13 protein-coding genes (1 of these 13 cut by a window edge) are annotated in these 16,672 nt (G+C 65.4%); 4 read left to right on the top strand and 9 right to left on the bottom strand.

Features of this window, described 5'->3' with window-relative positions:
* Positions 1 to 43 precede the first annotated feature (43 nt).
* The 3 genes from C493_RS08815 to C493_RS08805 all read right to left on the bottom strand — a co-directional run bounded on the left by C493_RS08815 (position 44) and on the right by C493_RS08805 (position 4,051).
* Positions 44 to 2,587: a hypothetical protein gene (locus C493_RS08815; RefSeq protein ID WP_152421122.1), complete on the bottom strand. Its 2,544-nt coding sequence runs from the start codon at positions 2,585 to 2,587 to the stop codon at positions 44 to 46.
* Positions 2,588 to 2,827: 240 nt separating this feature from the next.
* Entirely contained in the window at positions 2,828 to 3,499 is a 672-nt protein-coding gene (locus tag C493_RS08810; protein ID WP_007259079.1) for an HAD family hydrolase, read from the bottom strand.
* Between the two features lie 84 nt (positions 3,500 to 3,583).
* Positions 3,584 to 4,051, bottom strand: a complete 468-nt coding sequence (locus C493_RS08805; protein ID WP_007259078.1) for an NAD(P)-binding protein — start codon at positions 4,049 to 4,051, stop codon at positions 3,584 to 3,586.
* Positions 4,052 to 4,267: 216 nt separating this feature from the next.
* Between C493_RS08805 and C493_RS08800 the strand changes: the two genes are divergently transcribed.
* The 4 genes from C493_RS08800 (at position 4,268) to C493_RS08785 (ending at position 8,518) form a co-directional block, all read left to right on the top strand.
* Entirely contained in the window at positions 4,268 to 6,022 is a 1,755-nt protein-coding gene (locus C493_RS08800; protein ID WP_007259077.1) for a cation:proton antiporter, read from the top strand.
* Positions 6,015 to 7,706, top strand: coding sequence for a cation:proton antiporter (locus C493_RS08795; protein ID WP_049889237.1), 1,692 nt, complete (start codon positions 6,015 to 6,017; stop codon positions 7,704 to 7,706). Before C493_RS08800 ends, C493_RS08795 begins: the two co-directional genes overlap by 8 nt.
* A gap of 63 nt (positions 7,707 to 7,769) precedes the next feature.
* Entirely contained in the window at positions 7,770 to 7,964 is a 195-nt protein-coding gene (locus tag C493_RS08790; RefSeq protein WP_049889256.1) for a hypothetical protein, read from the top strand.
* Positions 7,965 to 8,074: 110 nt separating this feature from the next.
* Positions 8,075 to 8,518 carry a universal stress protein gene (locus C493_RS08785; protein WP_007259074.1) on the top strand — a complete coding sequence of 148 codons (444 nt, stop codon included), beginning with the start codon at positions 8,075 to 8,077 and terminating at the stop codon, positions 8,516 to 8,518.
* Between the two features lie 12 nt (positions 8,519 to 8,530).
* Here the strand turns inward: C493_RS08785 and C493_RS08780 are convergent, their stop codons facing one another.
* From C493_RS08780 to C493_RS23800, 6 genes are all read right to left on the bottom strand, one after another.
* Complete coding sequence (locus tag C493_RS08780) at positions 8,531 to 10,225, bottom strand: cation:proton antiporter (protein ID WP_007259073.1); 1,695 nt, start codon at positions 10,223 to 10,225, stop codon at positions 8,531 to 8,533.
* Positions 10,218 to 12,029: a cation:proton antiporter gene (locus C493_RS08775; RefSeq protein ID WP_007259072.1), complete on the bottom strand. Its 1,812-nt coding sequence runs from the start codon at positions 12,027 to 12,029 to the stop codon at positions 10,218 to 10,220. Before C493_RS08775 ends, C493_RS08780 begins: the two co-directional genes overlap by 8 nt.
* A 132-nt stretch (positions 12,030 to 12,161) precedes the next feature.
* Positions 12,162 to 14,264 carry a glycoside hydrolase family 15 protein gene (locus C493_RS08770; protein ID WP_007259071.1) on the bottom strand — a complete coding sequence of 701 codons (2,103 nt, stop codon included), beginning with the start codon at positions 14,262 to 14,264 and terminating at the stop codon, positions 12,162 to 12,164.
* A 120-nt stretch (positions 14,265 to 14,384) separates the two neighbouring features.
* Positions 14,385 to 16,031, bottom strand: coding sequence for a cation:proton antiporter (locus tag C493_RS08765; RefSeq protein ID WP_007259070.1), 1,647 nt, complete (start codon positions 16,029 to 16,031; stop codon positions 14,385 to 14,387).
* Positions 16,024 to 16,530 (bottom strand): NAD-binding protein, encoded by a 507-nt coding sequence (locus C493_RS23805; RefSeq protein ID WP_241430891.1) that lies wholly within the window; start codon positions 16,528 to 16,530, stop codon positions 16,024 to 16,026. The genes C493_RS08765 and C493_RS23805 overlap by 8 nt, the downstream gene beginning before the upstream one ends.
* A 92-nt stretch (positions 16,531 to 16,622) precedes the next feature.
* Positions 16,623 to 16,672, bottom strand: the 3' portion of a protein-coding gene (locus C493_RS23800; RefSeq protein WP_241430890.1) for a cation:proton antiporter. Its footprint extends 1,051 nt past the window's final position; 50 of the gene's 1,101 nt are visible here — the last part of the coding sequence; the start codon falls outside the window, past its right edge; it ends in the stop codon at positions 16,623 to 16,625.

Below are 16,672 nucleotides of genomic sequence, written 5' to 3'. Positions count from 1 at the left end.
AATCGAACCCGAAACGGTGGCGCGATCGAGCGACCGGTCGACGTTAGTAGTCGTCGGGATCGAGGCGCTCGCGGTCGGCGTACACCGACGGCGAGCCGTTCTCGAACGAGAGTTCCGTGATCGAGCCGCTGTAGCGGAACCGCTGGTAGCCGGATTCGATCGAGCCGACCGCCGTCTGATCGCCTTCGATCGAGGCGTTACGGAAGGAAGCGTCCCAGGCGATCGTCTCGATGTGTCCGTCGACGCTGATCTCGTAGTCCGTCTCCGAGCCGTCGCCGACGAGCGTCAGGACGTGGTCGTGTTCGTCGCCGTACTCGCTGGGGTCGATCTCCTCGCCGTTGACGGAGACGCTCGCCTCGCCGTCGACCGTGACCGACTCGAGGTCGCCGCTGAACGCGAAGGCGTCTCGCCAGCCCTTGAGGTAGCCACTGGCGGTGTCGCCGTTGATCTCGGTGTCGCCGTCGATCGAGGCGCCCTGTTTCGACGTCGACTCGATGGAGCCGCTGACGCGGAACTCGTATTTCGTTTCGCCGCGGGCGCCGACGCCGTCGATCAGGATCGTGTTCTCGCGGTCGGGTTCCTCAAGTAGTTCGTCGAGATCCTTCCAGCCGTCGCCGGAGGCGTCCGGACGCGGGTACCAGCCGAGAGCTGACTCCTCGCCGTCGACGTAGCCGGCGCCGTCGCCGCGGATGGTCACGTCGAGCATCGCGGGCGCGTCGACGTTGTTACCGGTGAATTCGTGCGTTTCACCCTCCCGGAGGAGGCCGGCGGCGCGGGTGCCGTCCTCGGAGACGTAGCGTCGTTCGCAGTCCTCGTCGTGGCGGAAGTCAGCGCCTTCCTTGGCCTCGAGGAAGTATTCGACGTCGTCCTCGTTGGCCTCGACGGCGTAGGTAAACTTCGGCTGATCGTCGAGGTCGAGCAGTTCGTCGAGGTCCTTCCAGTCGTCGCCGGAGGCGTCCGGACGCGGATACCAGCCGAGGGCAGACTCCTCGTCGTTGACGTAGCCGGCGCCGTCGCCGCGGATGGTCACGTCGAGCATCGCGGGCGCGTCGACGTTGTAGCCCGTGAACGCGTGCGTTTCACCCTCCTCGAGGAGGCCGGCGGCGCGGGTGCCGTCCTCGGAGACGTAGATCAGTTCGGAGTTTTCGTCGTGGCGGAAATCGGCGCCCTCCTTGGCCTCGAGGAAGTATTCGACGTCGTCCTCGTTAGCCTCGACTTCGTACGTGAACTCCGGCGGTTTCTCTTCGTCTTCGTCCTCGTCTTCGTCCGTCTCTTCCTCGAGGCCGAGTAACGCTTCGAGGTTCTTCCACTCGTCGCCGTCCGCGCCGTCGCGGGGGTACCACTCGAGGCTGGACGCGGACTCGTTGACGCGGGCGTCCGCGTTCGCCGCGTCCTCGATCGTCACGTCGACGAGCCACTCGTCGAGCCCCCAGCAGTGGGTGTCGCCGGGTTCGACGCGGCCGGCGGCCTTGTCGTCGCCGGTCCACGTCAGGTCCTCGTCGACGACCGCGCCCTCGTAGTCGAGACGCTGGAAGCCGCCTTCGCTGACCTGGAGGTAGTAGTCGACGGGTTCGTCGCTGGTGTTTTCGACCTCGTAGATGTACTCGACGCCGTACTGGTCGGTCCACGGCTCGACGTAGGGTTCGCCGCCGGCGGCCTCCTCGGCCGACGTCGGGACGCCCTCGGGAACCGAGAGGTCGGGGTTGGAGCCGACGCCGTTCTGGCGGACGCTGCCCTGGGTGCCGCCGGAGACGGCGCCGCCGTTGAGCGTGACCGACCCGCCGCTGTGCGTGATGACCGCACTCGGGTACGAGCCGGCGTCGAAGTGACAGTCCTCGACGTTCGTCGTCCCGGGCGACCAGACCCACAGCGGACGGCCGTGGGATTCGCTGTAGTTACCCCAGCTGCCGTTGCTCGTCGAGTAGTCGGTGCCGTCGTTGTACGCAACACAGTTTTTCAGGCTGTCGTTGCGACCGGCACACCGGAACGTCGAGACGCCGTTGTTCTTGCCGTAACAGTCCTCCCAGTGGACGCTGCCGCCGTGGGCGGTGTTGGAACAGTAGAAGCCGTTGTTCGGGAAGCCCTGGACGTTCATCCGCTTGAACTCGACGCGGCAGTTCGCCGAGCGGTGGTAGAACACCGCACCCGGGCCGTGGACGAAGCTCTCGCCGGACTTGTTGGCTCCGTCGCCGAGGTAGACGTTCTCGAACGTGACCGTGCCGCCGGTGTTCGTAATCGAGAAGATGAAGCTCCCACCACGGAAGAGCCCCTTCAGGCCGACGTTTCGGATGGTCGCCGCTCCCTCGACGACGATCGTGATTCCGCGACCGTTCCGGCAGTCGATGAGTTTGTTCTCCCAGGTCTCGTTGCCGAGTCTGATCGTCTGTCCGCGGGTCGTGATCACGTCGTAGCCGTCGCCGCCGGCGCTTGCGACGCCGACCGCGCTGGCCGCCGCCGCGGTCGTCGCACCCGCTAGCTTCAGGTACGACCGACGGTCAATTATCGTGTTATTATCCGCGTTATCCCCTGCTCGAGGGCTGTTCCCACCGCTTTTGCCATCATCCGGTACCGCAGTATCGCGTGCCATACGATCCTGTAATTCCCTGTTTCCGATATAAGCTTTCCCCTATAAAATGAATAAAATAAACAGATGTTCTGTATTTCGTGACTATACGTATAATTTTGAGTGGTAAAATAGCCACTATAATTTATACGTCGCCTGGCGTTCGGCGGCACAGCACTGCGAGCGAGACGGGAGAGTGTGTCTCAAACCAGAACAGTCCAGAAGCGGCTCAGCCCGGTCTCGACGGCCCGCCAACAGCGGGCGCTACGGGTCGTCGCGCTCGAGTCCGGCGACGATCGCCGGCAGTTCGGCTGCGATCGCCGACTGCTCGACGTGGTCGACGGCCCGCGGATCGGGAGCTGGGCCGTCCTCGAGGAGGACCTGGACGGCGTCAATCCCCGTGTTGGTCGCTCCGCGGACGTCCGCTTCGACCTCGTCGCCGACGTAGACGGCTTCCTCGGCCGGGACGTTCAGCTCCGCGAGAATCGCCTCGAAGGCGCGACGGTCCGGCTTGCCGGCCTCGAGTTCGCCCGTCACGAGCGCGGCGTCGAAGGCGTCCTCCCAGCCGAGCGTCGCGAGTTTGTCTCGCTGGGCGCGGATGGGACCGTTGGTGAGCAGGCCGACGCGGTACTCGCCTCTGAGCTCCGCGAGCATCGACTCGACGCCCGGCAACGGCTCGAGGGTCTCCGCGATCGTCTCGCGGTAGGCGTCGGCGACGGCCGACGGATCCGCGTCGGTCTCCCGATCGTCGAGGAGGTCGGCGAAAATCGGCTCGCGACTCTGTCGCGTGAGGTTTCGACGGTGTGCGTCGAGATACTCCTCGCGGGAGAGGGCGGGCGCGTCGGCGGCGGCCGTCGCCTCCCGGAGAATCGTCGCCCGGTCGCGCGTGGGTACGGCGAGGGTGTAATCGAGGTCGAAGACGACCGCCTGTGGCATACACGTCACGGGGGACTCGAGAAGATTGAAGGTATCCCTTTTCGTCGACCGACTGACTCGAGTCCGTCTCGGTCCGCCCGGTGGTCAATCGGTCTCGAGGAAGCCGTCCATCACCGCTTCGGCCGACGCTCCGGTGAGGGCGGATTTGACCAGCAGGTGGCCGCCGAGCGTGTTCGGGCTGATCACGACGTCGGCGCCGGCCCGCTCCAGTTTGGCGACGTTCTCGTCGTTGCTCGCGGCCGCGGCGATCCGAATCGAGGGGTTGGTCTTGCGGGCCGTCAGCACCGACATCGCGTCGCGCGCGTCGCTCTCGGCCGCGGCGATCGCGGCCGCCGCGTCGTGGATGCCCGCGCGCTCGAGCGTCTCTCGACTTCCCGGATCACCCGTCAGGACGGGTGCGGACGACTCGAGATCGATCGACTGTGCGCCGTCGTTCGCGACGATCAGAAACGGCGTCGTCGACTCGAGTTCGTCGGCGATAATGGTCGTCAACTCGCTGGTCCCAAGGAGGAGAACGTGATCGGTGAGGTCGGTCGTCCGAGCGTCTTCCATCGGTGTTCGTGTCGCTACGGCGGCCCGACGTAAATCTCGCTCGCTGCGGAGCGTCCCGTCCTGTCCTCGCCGATCGCGTAGCCGTGACCGTCCGGACAGCACCGACACGCGTTCGGACCTGGCAGTCACAGACGCGCCCCGTTCCCGCCGACTCCGATCCCCAGACCGGAACCGCTTTCGGTACCCTTAATCGAATTCGACAGAAGATTCGAACGAATGGTCTCCGAGATAGTGCTCACCGTCGACTTTGCGATTATTTTGCTGGGGGCGACCCTCGCCGGCTTCGTCGCGAAACAGACGGGCCAGCCGACGATTATCGCCTACATTCTGGCGGGGGTGGTGCTCGGCCCGGCGGCCCTCGGGGTCGTCGAAGTCAGCGAACTCACCGAATTGCTCTCCGAACTCGGTCTCGCGTTCTTGCTCTTCTTGCTCGGAATCAAGATGCGACTCGACGATATCCAGCACATTCTCGTGCCGATCGCCAAGATCTCGATTCCGCAGATGGCGGCGATCTTTCTTGCGGGTGCTGGTCTCTCGCTGGCGCTCGGTTTCGATCCCCTCGAGTCGTTTCTGATCGGTCTCGCCGTGATGTACAGCTCCACCGCCGTCGTTATCAAAATGCTCACCGACAAGGACGAGGCGACCTCGCTGCACGGCAAGATCGACGTCGGCGTCTTGCTCGTCCAGGACATCGTCGTCGTCATTATCCTGGCGGTGCTTGCCGCCGGACGACCTGACGGACTCGCCGACGTCGCGACGACGCTCGCCGTCGTGCTCGTTCTCGTCGCGCTCGTCACCGTCGCGGCGGTCGTCGCTTCACAGACCGTGTTGCCTGTCGTCTTCCGACGAATCGCCGACAACAAGGAGGTCTTTTTCCTCATCGCCATCTCCTGGGCGTTCCTGTTCGTCTTCGTCTCCGACAACATCAACCTCTTTCTGGCCCCGCTCGGCATCGAAGCCTACCTCTCGATCGAAATGGGGGCGTTCATGGCCGGGCTGGCCATCGCACAGTTGCCCTACAGCAAAGAACTCCAGGACCGGGTCAATCCGCTGACCGACCTGTTCGTCATGGTGTTTTTCGTCTCCGTCGCGCTCGACCTCGAGGCGACCCAGCTGTTGGAATACTGGCAGGAGGCAATGATCGCCGCGCTCGTGTTGATGCCGGTCAAGTTTCTCGTCTTCCTCTATCTGCTCGACTGGCAGGGCTTCGACACGGAGACGACGTTCCTCGGCAGCATCAACATGATCCAGGTCAGCGAGTTCGGCATCATCGTCGCCGCCGTCGCGTTCGAGGGCGGCTTCATCGACGCGGAGGTGCTCGGCTTCATGACGCTGCTCGCCATCTTCACGATGGCCGTCTCGGTGTACTTCATCGAGTTCAGCCACCCGCTGTTCGAGCGCGTCGAGCCGACGCTGTCGAAGTGGATGTCCGAAGGCGAATTCGAGGGCGGCAAGCGGGAGTACCGCGACCACGCGGTCGTCATCGGCTACGACGAGGTAACGCGAAACGCCCTGCCGTTGCTCGCGGATCACTACGAGGACGTCGTCGTCGTCGACCGGACGGTCGAGCACATCGACACCCTCGAGGAGGAAGGGTACGACGCCATCTACGGCGATTTCCGGAACTCGACGATCCGGAAGGATGCGGCCGTAAAGAAGGCGGACTTCGCGCTCTCGTCGTCGGTCGAACCCGCGGTGAACAAGGCGCTGCTCCGGGAGGTCGGCGAGGACGCGACCGTCTTCGTCGAGGCCGAGCGCGTCGACGACGCACACGACCTCTACGACAGGGGCGCCCACTGCGTGATCATGACCCCGTACCTCGCGGGCGACAGACTCGCGTCCTACCTCCGGGCGTACCTCGCGGAGGACGAACGGTTCGTGGACGCGATCAACGACGACGTCGAACTGCTCGAGAGTTCGGATCCGTTCCCGAACACGTACGAGCGACTTGGAGGTGATCTCGATGACTGAGCTGCTCACCACGATTTCGATCATGTTCATCGTGGCGGGGCCGTTCCTGCTGGTGGCCAACCGCTTCGATCTTCCGACGGTGCCGCTGTTGGTGATCGCGGGGACCATCGTCGGCTTTTTCATCGACGAAGCGCTCACGCTCGAACTCGCCCAGTACGGCATCGCGCTGCTCGTGTTCTCCTTCGGCGTCGACATCGACCTCTCGGCCGTTCGATCGGTGATCCGCGACAGCGAGGTCGCCGCGCTCGCCCAGATCGCCGTCGTCGGCTCGCTCGGCGTCGGGCTCGGCCTGGCTCTCGGGGTTCCGCTCGAGGAGGCGCTGTTCCTCGGCGTCGCGGCGGCGCTCTCGTCGACGCTCGTCGGGACCGCGCTGTTGCGGACGGAGATCACCATGAACCTCCTGCAGGGGCGGTTGGCTCAGTCGATCCACTTCATCCAGGACCTGCTCGCGATCCTGTTCGTGCTCGTTTTGAGCGCCGAAACCCTCGACGCCGGTCCCGTCACAACGATGCTCGGCTCCGGTCTGGCGTTGCTCGTCGCCGCCGTCCTCGTCAACCGGTACCTCTTCGACGCTATCGGTCGACTCGCCGGCGACTCGGACGAACTCATGATCCTCGGGGTCGTCTCGCTGCTCGCCGTGTTCGTCGGCGCGGCCGAGTACGCCGGCGTCTCGGTCGCCGTCGGCGCGTTCGCCGCCGGACTCGCGGTCCGTCACGATCCCGTCGAATATCTGGGTCTGTTCAACGGCCTCGAGTCGATCAAGGACTTCTTCGTCGCGATCTTCTTCCTGACGGTCGGCGCGCTCGTCGTCCTGCCGTTCGTCGAGATCGGCTGGTCCGAATCGGTCGAAAAGCTGGTCCTCGCGGGCGGACTCGCTCTCTTGACCGTCGTGGTGAAGCCGGCGATTACGACGGCGATCCTGCTCTACCGCGGCTACGAACCGCGGTCGGCGACGCTGGCAAGTCTCAGCAGCGACCAGGTCAGCGAGTTCGCGCTCATCATCGCGATCGAAGCGCTGGTGCTCGGCCTGCTGACCCAGTCCGTCTTCGACGCGATCATCCTCGCCGCCGCGGTGACGATGATCGTCTCGAGTCTCACGAAGCGCTACGACGAACGGATCTACCGCGTGCTGGCCGACCGCGGGTTGCTCCCGGCCAACCACGGGAAGGTCGACGAACTGAGCGACGTGACGGGACCGCTCGTGGATCACGTCATCATCGTTGGCTACGGTCGACACGGGCAGAAGCTGGTCGAGGCCTGCGACGCGGACGACACGCCGTACGTCGTCATCGAGAACGACCCGGCCCGTCGAGAGGCCGTCGTCGCGGAGTGTGACGCCTACGTCTTCGGCGACGCGATGGAGCAATACACCTGGGAGAAGGCGAACGTCGACGACGCGAGCCTCGTCGTCTCGACGATCGATTCCGATCCCGTCTCGCGACGGCTCCTGTCGTTCGAGTTCGACGCGGATCTCACGCTGCGAGCGAGCGACCGGACGATCGCCCTCGAACTGCTCGAGGCGGGCGCGCTGTACGTCAGTCAGCCGGACGTCCTCGCCGGGAAGCAGCTGGTCTCCCGGATTCGTCGCGTGCTCGACGACGAACTGACGCCGGAAGCCCTCCGCGAGGAGCAACTGACCGAACTGAACTCGATCGACCACCCCGAGTTCCAGCACCGGCGCTGAGCGGCGACGGGTGCTCGAAGCAGCAGTTCTTTGCGCTCGCTCGAGAAAGACGTAGACGTATCCGTGTTCGAAACCGAACGAGTTCTTCGCGTCGGACGGAACCTCGCGATCTACGCCGTCGGTGTCGGTTTGCTCGTCGTCGCCGCGCTCGGTCTCGCGGACGCGATCGAGCTTTCGACGGCCGTCGCCGCGCCGCTGTTCGTCGCCGGACTGCTCCTCGTACTGATCGTCCACGAGTACTTCGGCGGCCCGGTGTGAACGACGCGTTCTGGCTCGCTGCCAGCAATTCCGGATTCGCGACGCAGCTGTGAGGCGGTCACCGTCTGTAGGCGGCGAACTATTTTGGCACCGCTCCCGGTTGTTCCGATATGGACGGATCAGCTCCCGAATCCAGCGACCTCCTCGAGAAGGTCCTCCTCCCGGTCGCACACGAGGATGACGCCGCGAAAACTGCCCGTGCGCTCGAACCGTACGATCCGACTGGCGTGACCGCGCTGCACGTCGTCGAGAAAGGCGGCGGGGCTCCGGACAAGACGCCGGTCGAGCAATCCGAGGAGATCGCTGCGGAATCGTTCGCCGCCGTTCGCAGGGTGTTTCCGGACGCCGACGATCACACGGCCTACGCCAGGAACGTCGTCGAAGCGATCTTCGAGGCGGCCGACGAGGTCGACGCCACCGCCATCGCGTACCGATCTCGTGGTGGGAACCGGCTGCTCCAGTTCCTCTCGGGCGATCGGTCACTCAAGCTCGTGACTCGGGCTCGGCGGCCCGTCATCGCCCTGCCGGTCGAGGAGCGAAAAGAGAGCCCGTAGGCCATTCACCGGTCAGACCCGCTCGTCCCGCGTCGCGAACCCGTACCGCTCGAGCGTCTGGAAGTACGCCAGTTGTTCGCGCTCGAGTGTCTCCGGGGTCGTCTCGCCCGCGGCGAGTTCTTCGACGGTTCCGACCAGTTGCTCGCCGGCGAGAACGTTCGGAACGGCGACGTGGGTCGATCCTGCCTCGAGTAACTCGCTCGCTTCGTCGGCCGATTCGGATCGAAGCATGACGTCGGCGTCGGTCTCGAGGGCGAGGATCGTCTCCGAAACCGGCCGGTGGTCGACGGTCGCACAGACGAGCGCCGCATCTCCGACCTGCGCTTTCTCCCAGGGATAGTCGGCCAGCGCGTCGCCGAGGATGTAATTGCGACACTCGACGTCGAGTTCGCCCCACAGGACCGGATCGTTCTCGATGACGACGTACGGCGTGTCGTGTTCCTCGAGTTTCTCGACGATCCGGCGGCCGATCCGGCCGTAGCCGACCACGACGACGTGATCGGCGAGGTCGTCGACTGAACTGCGCTCGTCGACCTTTCGCGTTCGCTGGCCCCGGAACAGCCTGGCGACGACGGTCTCGTAGACGACGTCTTCGGTCCGCCGACCGAGGAACGTCAGGACCATCGTCACGGCGGCGGCGAGGATGATCGCGTCGAAGAGCTGGTCGGCGATCGTCCCCATCAACAGCGCCTGGATGGCGATGATGAGCGCGAACTCGCTGACCTGGTTGAGACTCGAGCCCGCCAGGAACGCGGTTCGGGCGTCGTATCCCTCGTAGACGAACGAGAGAACGTGAACGAGCGGGTTCACGAAGAGTACGAGTCCGATCAGCGCGCTCGCAATGACGAGCACTTCGGGCTCGGGAATCGCGACGAGCGCGCCGACCGTCACGAAGAAGATCGCGACGAAGAAGTCCGTGATCGAGCTGATACCGTTTTGCACCTCGAGGGCTTGCGTCCCGTCGCTTCGGACGGCGACGCCGGCCGCGAACGCGCCGACGACGATCGAGAGGCCGACGTACTCCGCGGCCGCGATAAAGGCGATCAGGATCGAGATGCTGCCCACGAGGACGAGTTCGCCGTCACCGTCGGCCAGGCGGACGAGCAGCGGGAACCCGTGCCGGTAGAGAAACAGGCCGGCGACGACGAACAGGACGCCGTAGCCGATCTGGGCGGCGATGGCGTCCGCGGTGACGACCTCGGTGCTGAGGATCAACAGTAGCGCGATCGCGACGAGGTCGTCGAAGAAGTGGACCGACGACGCCAGCCGTCCGTGAACGAGGTTCTGTCGGATTTCGCTTCCGAGGAGGACGCCGCCGACCAGCGAGGAGCTCAAGACGACGGCTGCGCTGAAGTAGACGGCGTTGCGCGCCGGATCGGCGAAGCCAAAGAGGTCACCGAACAGGTAGCCGACGCCGAACGCGACCGGCGCGACGACGATCAGTTGCGTAAGCGCCGCGACTTCGGCGTCCCGAAGCACGGTTTCGAAGTCGCTGAAGTCGATCCGAATCGCGAAGGCGAAGACGAGGAAAGCGATCCCCCACTGTGCGAGGATGATGATCTCGTCTTCGGTGACGAATCGCCCGGCGATCAGACCGGCGATGATGTAAAACGGAATCGGCGAGAGACCGAACTGATTCGCGATTAGCGATAGCACGCCGGCCGTCACGAAGACGACGGCCAGCGCGATGACCAGATCCTCAGTCACGGGACTCACCTCCGGACGATCGGTCGGCGTCCGTGCCGGTTTCGGTATCGACGCCGAAATCGCGCTCGAGGCCGAAATCGCTTTCGGCGGCCGTTTCGGTCCCCCCGGATCGCTCGTCGTCGCCCCGTTTCCGCGCCCGGATCCCCTCGACGTCGCGAGCGACCGCGTCGTCGAACGACGCCCGATCCGAGACGTACAGTTCGATGTACTCGCTTAGCTTCTCGGCGGCCAGGTGTGAAGTCATGATGACGTAGGTCGCACCGCGGTCGTAGAGCGTTCGCGCGTCGCCGATCCGCTCGGCCTCGACGAAGACGGTCGCGTCCTCGCCGACCTCCCGGAGCAGCGCCTCGTTCACCTCGCGCTCGACGCTCGAGCTGAGCACGAAGTCGGCGCCTTTCAGGTTCGCCTCCTTGCGGACTTCGGTGTGGCGGAAGTCGCCGAAGACGTACTCGTAGCGCCCCTCGCGCTCGAGTTCCTCGATGTGATCGGTCTGGCGGTCGATGATGACGACCTCGCCGTACAGCTCCTCGAGCAGCGGGAGCGCGCGTTCGGTGATCTCGTCGTAGCCGATGGCGATGGCGTGGTTCTCGTGCGTGCTGATCTCGGCGTCTTTCTCGTCGCCGGACTCGAACCGACTGAACCACGGCTCGAGGCGCTCGTAGATGGCGTGGTTGTACGCGATGAGGTACGTCGAGACGCTCATCGTCAGCAGCGCCATCAGGCTCAGGTAGCCGAGCACGTCGGGACCGATGTAGCCCTGGTCGATGGCGAGCGCGCCGACGATCAGCGAGAACTCGCTGACCTGGACCATGTTGAGCGAGCCGAGGAAGGAGGTCTCGACGTCGAACCCCTCCCGGTCGATGAGGTAAAACATGATCCAGAAGTTCCCGACCATCAGGACGATCGAGGCGACGATTGCCTCCCACCAGTAGGCAAGCAGGCTCGAGAGCCCGTCGATCTGGAGGCCGATGGTGGCGAAGAACACGAGGATGAAGAAGTCCGTGATCGGCGTGATTCGATCCTCGAGTTCCTTGCTGTAGGGCAGTTGCGCGATGCTGATGCCCGCGAGGAAGGCGCCGACTTTCGGATCGAGGTCGGCGCCTTCGGCGATGGCGACGAAGAGGAATGCCCAGGCGATGGCGACGATGAGGAAGACGTCCTTGTTGTCGGCGATGCGACGGAACAGTTTCGGGAGGATGTACCGAGAGGAGAGCAGCGAGAAGATGCCGATAAAGGACATCATGACGAGGATGACGCCGAGCGTCGAGGCGATGTCGCCCGCGCCGCCGAGGTCGTCGGCCGCAAAGAGCGCGAGAACGATCACGAGGTAGATGTCCTGGACGATGAGGACGCCGACGTCGATCTTTCCGGGGAGGCTGGTGATCTCGTCTTTGTCGGTGAGGATCTTGACGATGATCGGCGTCGCGCCGAAAACGGTCGCAAGCGAGATGACGAGAATCTCGGTGGTGCCGAAGCCGAGCGCCCACGCTACCAGAAAGGCCAGCGCCGTCTGCATGACCGTCTGTCCGAACGCGACGTTCGTGACCGCGGGGAGGATCTCGCGGATATCCTCGAAGCGCATCTTCAGTCCGAGCAAGAAGAGGAGAAATGCGAAACCGAGATCGGCCATCAGTTCGACGAGTCCCTCTTCGGTGACGATATCGAACGCGACCGGGCCGAGGATAATCCCCGTGAGGATGTACGCGATGATCGTCGGCTGGCCGGTCTGACGGGCGATCAGACCGATGAGCGTCGCCACGACGACGATGATCGCGAAGTCGGCCGCGAGGGCGATTTCGCTCATGGAGAAACGGGTTCCTCTTCGTGTTCGGGCAACCGTCGGTTATACGTTGTCTTCTCGGAATCGGTTGTTCGGCGTTGTCATCCGATGGTTCGAGCGGCGACGTTCGCTCTCGATTTCCGGTCCACCGCGCGATCAAGAGCCGTGTTGTTGGAACAGGGGCGACGCCGCGCCGCGCTCGAGTTCCTCGGGTGGAAGCTGGTCGGTGTCGTTCGCGCTCGCGAGGTAGATCGCGCTGTTGAGCAGCCCGATGTGGCTGAACGCCTGCGGGTAGTTTCCGAGGAGGGTGCCGTCGTCGGCGTGGACCATCTCGGAGAGGAGGCCGAGCGGCGACGTGTGCTCGAGGAGGCTCTCGAAGATCTCGTTTGCCTCCTCTATCCGTCCCGAGAGGACCAGCGCGTCGACGAGCCAGCACGAACAGAGGACGAACCCGCCGGGCTCTCGCGGCCGCGCGGGGCTGTCCGCGAACCGGAACACGAGCCCGTCGTCGGTCGTCAGCTCCTCGAGGATCGTATCGATCGTGTTCTGGACGCGCTCGTCGTCGGCCGGGAGGAAGTCGTAGATCGGAATCAGGAGAGCGGTCGCGTCCAGCGCCTCGTCCGCGCCGAAGAACTGGACGAAGCTCTCGCGGTCCTCGTCGTACCCCCGCTGTTCGATCGCGTCCCGGATCTCGCCGCGCTCTCGCTGCCAGCGCTCGAGGGGCGCCTCGCGGTCGTACTCGTCGGCCAGCCGGATCGCGCGGTCGAGGGCGACCCAGCACAGCAGCTTCGAGTGGACGAAGTGTTCGTTGAGGTCTCGGAACTCCCAGATGCCCTCGCCGCGTTCGTCCCAGTGGTCACAGACGTACTCGGCTAACGCGCGGACCGACTCCCAGTCGTAGTCGGTGAGCCCGTTCTCGTAGCGGATCGTCTCGTAGATCCCCTGGACGATCGTCCCGTAGATGTCGAGTTGTTTCTGTTCCGCGGCGGCGTTACCGATCCGGACCGGCGTCGAGTCGCGGTACCCCGAGAGGTGCTCGAGGTACTCTTCCTCGAGGTCGGACTCGCCGTGGAGGCCGTACAGCGGCTGGATCTCCGCGGGCGTCTCGTGGCCGATCTCTCGGAACCACTCGAAGTAGCGCTCGGCCTCCGTCGTCTGGCCGACGCTGTGGAGCGCCTGAATGGTGAACTTCGCGTCCCGGATCCAGTTGTACCGGTAGTCCCAGTTGAGTTCGCCGCCGATCTCCTCGGGGAGCGACGTCGTCGGCGCGGCCGGAATGGAGCCGGTCTCGTCGTGGATCAACAGCTTGAGCACGAGCGCCGAGCGGACGAGGACGTCCCGCCACTTCTCCTCGAACTCGAAGATGTCCGTCGCCGACTCCTCGCAGTTGTCGAGCCACATTCGCCAGAACTCGATCGTCTCCTCGCGCAGCGTCTCGTACTCGTCCGGAGACCGCCGGTTCGGCGCGCCGTACTGGAGACAGAGCCACTCGGTCGCTCCGTCCTCGACGGTCACCGTCGCCGTGGCGACCCCGTCGCCGCGCTCGGTTCGCGCCTCGCCCTCGTCGTCTTCGTTTTCGGATTCGGTCCCGCCCTCGCCGCCGGACTCGATCTCGAGGTCGAGGGCGGGAGTCGAGTGGAGGTAGAGCACGCCGCGTTCGTGATCTTGCGTCCGGTCGTCTTCGGGCGTCGGCGCCCAGTCGCCCTCGTCGCCGTTTCTCGGCACGTCCACCCTATCTTCGCGATCGTCCACGTCCTCGAGGGCCACGAGGTCGCCGTCGTCGGTGCGATCGAGGAGGGTCGTCGACCGTCCGTAGCCGAACCGCGGTTCGAAAACGACGTCCAGTTCGACGGCACCCGAGACGGCCTCGACCTTGCGATAGATCGCGTGCTGGAACCGTTCGTCGGTCGATTCGGCCTCGCCGCCGTCGCCGTTGGAATCGTGCTTCGAGTGGCGCACGGCCTCGGCTCCCGCCATCGGCATGAAGTCCGTCACCGTCACCGCACCGTCGTCGGTCTCGAACGTCGTCTCGAGGACGTTCGTCCGCTCGACGTACTCGTGGCTCGCCTCGTACTCGCCGGCGGGGCGAACGGCGAATCGGCCGCCGGCCTCGGGATCGAGGATCGCCGCGAACACGCTCGGCGACTCGACGTGCGGGAAGCAACACCAGTCGATCGATCCGTTGCGCCCGACGAGGGCACAGCGGTCGTCGTTTCCGATAACGCCGTAGGAATCGATGGGAAGGAATTCGTCGTCCATGGATGCGAAACGGATGCGTGATTCGGCGTCGTCACCGTACTGTCGGCCAGTAGGTCTCGTTCCACGCGGATCGGCAAAAGAGTGGACCCGGAGAGCACACGGTCTGTCGGTTCGATCGCGCTACTCCGACGCCCTCTCGAGGTGTCGCCGACCGCGCTCCGCGAACTCCTCGCGGGAGATCTCGCCCGCGAGCAGCGCCTCGAGGTCGTCGCCGACGCGTTCGGCCGCGATCGCGTCGGGGTAGATGGCGCCGGCGGCGCCGCGTTCTACGAACTCCTCGGCCGCGTCGGTCTCCTCGACGCGGACGATCCGCGGGACGTCCGTCTCGAGGTCGAGAATCGCCTCGGCTCGGTCGCGTTCGGGCGTCAGCGAGACGACGGCCGCGGCCTCCTCGAGGCGCGCCAGCTCCCAGACGCGCTCGTCGGCGACGTCGCCGTAGACGTAGTTGTCGCACTCGTCCTGGATCGTCTCGAACGTGGCGGGGTTGTCCTCGATGACGACGACCGGTCGGTCGAGCGCGTCGCAGGCCTCGAGGGCGCTCCAGCCGCCGTGTTCGACGTCGACGACGATCACGTGGTCGGTAATCCCGTCGGCGACCTGCGCGCGGTCGTCGACGGACTCGCCGAGCGCGTCGACGACGCCGCGGTCGCGAAGCCGGCGGGCGATCACGTCGGCGTGACGACCGGTGTAGGTCGCGACGACCATCGTCGCCGCGGCGGCGAGGACGATCGCGTCGAACACCGGTCTTGCGATCGTCTCGGCCGCGAGCGCCTCGATCGCGACGAACAGCGAGAAGACGCTGAGCTGATCGAGGGTCAGCCCGGTGAGAATCGCCGTTCGTCCGTCGAAGCCGCTCCGGACGAGGATCGCGGCGACGAACAGGGGGTTCACGACGAGCACCGCCGCGAGCAACACGGCCGTGTAGCCGAGCGACTCGGGGGAGGGGACGGTGAGCAACGCGCCCACGGTGACGAAGAGGATGGGCGTAAAGAAGTCCTCCAGGTCGTCGACGGTGTCGACTAGCTCGAGGGAGTGGGGGTAGTCGTCGGCGACGGCGATCCCCGCGGCGAACGCACCCACGATGATCGAGAGGTTCGCGAGTTCGGCGAGGGCGATGAAGCCGACGACGAAGGAGATGCCGACGAGCATCAACACCTCGGAGTCGCCGCGGAGCTTCGCCGTCAGGCGGTGGAAGACGACGTACCGAATCAGCAACGCGAGCGCGAGGAGGCCGGCCGCGACGCCGAACTGCTCGACGGCCGGCGTCTCGGCGTAGACGAACGCGCTCAGGCCGAGGATGACGAGGACGCCGATGACGTCCTCGGTGAAGTGGATGGACTCGGCGAGGCGTTCGTAGGTCGGGCGGGCGGACCGAATTCCGTCGAGGTAGCTGGTCGCCACGAGCGACGAACTCAATGCGGCGGCGATCGCGACGTACGCCGCGTTCAGCGCGTCCAGGCCGAGCAGCGTTCCGACGCCGAACGTGAGCGCGCCGACGAGAAGCGCCTGTGCGGTCCCGACCGCGACGCTGATGCGACCGCGTTCGCGAACCGATTCGAAATCGACGTGAACCCCGAAGAGGAACACGAGGAACGCGATCCCCCACTGGGCCAGGTCGAGCAGTTCGGTCTCGTCGATCACCGCACCGGCGACGATCCCCGCGAGCAGGTAAAAGGGGATCACCGGGAGCCCTTTCTGGGCCGCGACGATCAGCAGGATCGACGCGAGAACGAAAATCAACGTCAGCGCGAACAGGATCTCATACATCGGTCTCACCTCCGTCTCTCTCACGCTCGTCCTCGATTCCGCGATCGCCCGCCGCCTCGTCGGCGAGCCGCGGCGACCCGCTTCGGGCGCGGTCGTTCAGCGCCGCGAGCCGCGACTCGAGGGCGTCCGGATCGTCGAGGTCGGCGAGCAGGTCGGCGAGTTCCGCGCCGACGAGGCCGCGGCCGACGACGACGTAGTCGGCGCCCTCTTCGGCGAGTCGCGTCGCCGCCGCTTCCGTCGGCGCCGTGACGATCGTGAGGGCGTCTTCGGCGTCCTCGAGCAGCCGGCGGTTGACGTCCGTCCGCTCGGCGGCGCTGACGACGACGTCGGCGCCGGAGAGGTTCGCGTCCTGTCTGACGTCACCGTGTCTGGCGTTGCCGAAGATGAAGCCGGCGTCGGCGTCGTTCAGTTCCTCGACGTACTCGGCGCGGTCCTCGACGAAGACGATCTCGTCGACGGCGTCCGCTCGCTCGAGGACGTCCGCGAGTTCGCCGGTCAACCGGCTGTAGCCGACGACGACGGCGTGATCCTCGTACTCAACGGGCTGGGCGTCGATGGTATCCTCGCGCTCGAATCGCTCGAGATAGGGCTTTACGCGCGCGTAGATCTGTCGGTTGTAGATGACGTAATACGTCGAGATC

It is taken from the genome of Natronolimnohabitans innermongolicus JCM 12255 (assembly GCF_000337215.1).
Lineage (GTDB): Archaea > Halobacteriota > Halobacteria > Halobacteriales > Natrialbaceae > Natronolimnohabitans > Natronolimnohabitans innermongolicus.
The sequence above is the reverse complement of the archived record's forward strand: the minus strand, read 5'-3'. Positions and strand labels throughout refer to the sequence as shown.

Coding starts and splice junctions, on each gene's coding strand:
- C493_RS08815 (WP_152421122.1), bottom strand. CDS start 2,587: ATGGCACGCGATACTGCGGTACCGGATGATGGCAAAAGCGGTGGGAAC.
- C493_RS08810 (WP_007259079.1), bottom strand. CDS start 3,499: ATGCCACAGGCGGTCGTCTTCGACCTCGATTACACCCTCGCCGTACCC.
- C493_RS08805 (WP_007259078.1), bottom strand. CDS start 4,051: ATGGAAGACGCTCGGACGACCGACCTCACCGATCACGTTCTCCTCCTT.
- C493_RS08800 (WP_007259077.1), top strand. CDS start 4,268: ATGGTCTCCGAGATAGTGCTCACCGTCGACTTTGCGATTATTTTGCTG.
- C493_RS08795 (WP_049889237.1), top strand. CDS start 6,015: ATGACTGAGCTGCTCACCACGATTTCGATCATGTTCATCGTGGCGGGG.
- C493_RS08785 (WP_007259074.1), top strand. CDS start 8,075: ATGGACGGATCAGCTCCCGAATCCAGCGACCTCCTCGAGAAGGTCCTC.
- C493_RS08775 (WP_007259072.1), bottom strand. CDS start 12,029: ATGAGCGAAATCGCCCTCGCGGCCGACTTCGCGATCATCGTCGTCGTG.
- C493_RS08770 (WP_007259071.1), bottom strand. CDS start 14,264: ATGGACGACGAATTCCTTCCCATCGATTCCTACGGCGTTATCGGAAAC.
- C493_RS08765 (WP_007259070.1), bottom strand. CDS start 16,031: ATGTATGAGATCCTGTTCGCGCTGACGTTGATTTTCGTTCTCGCGTCG.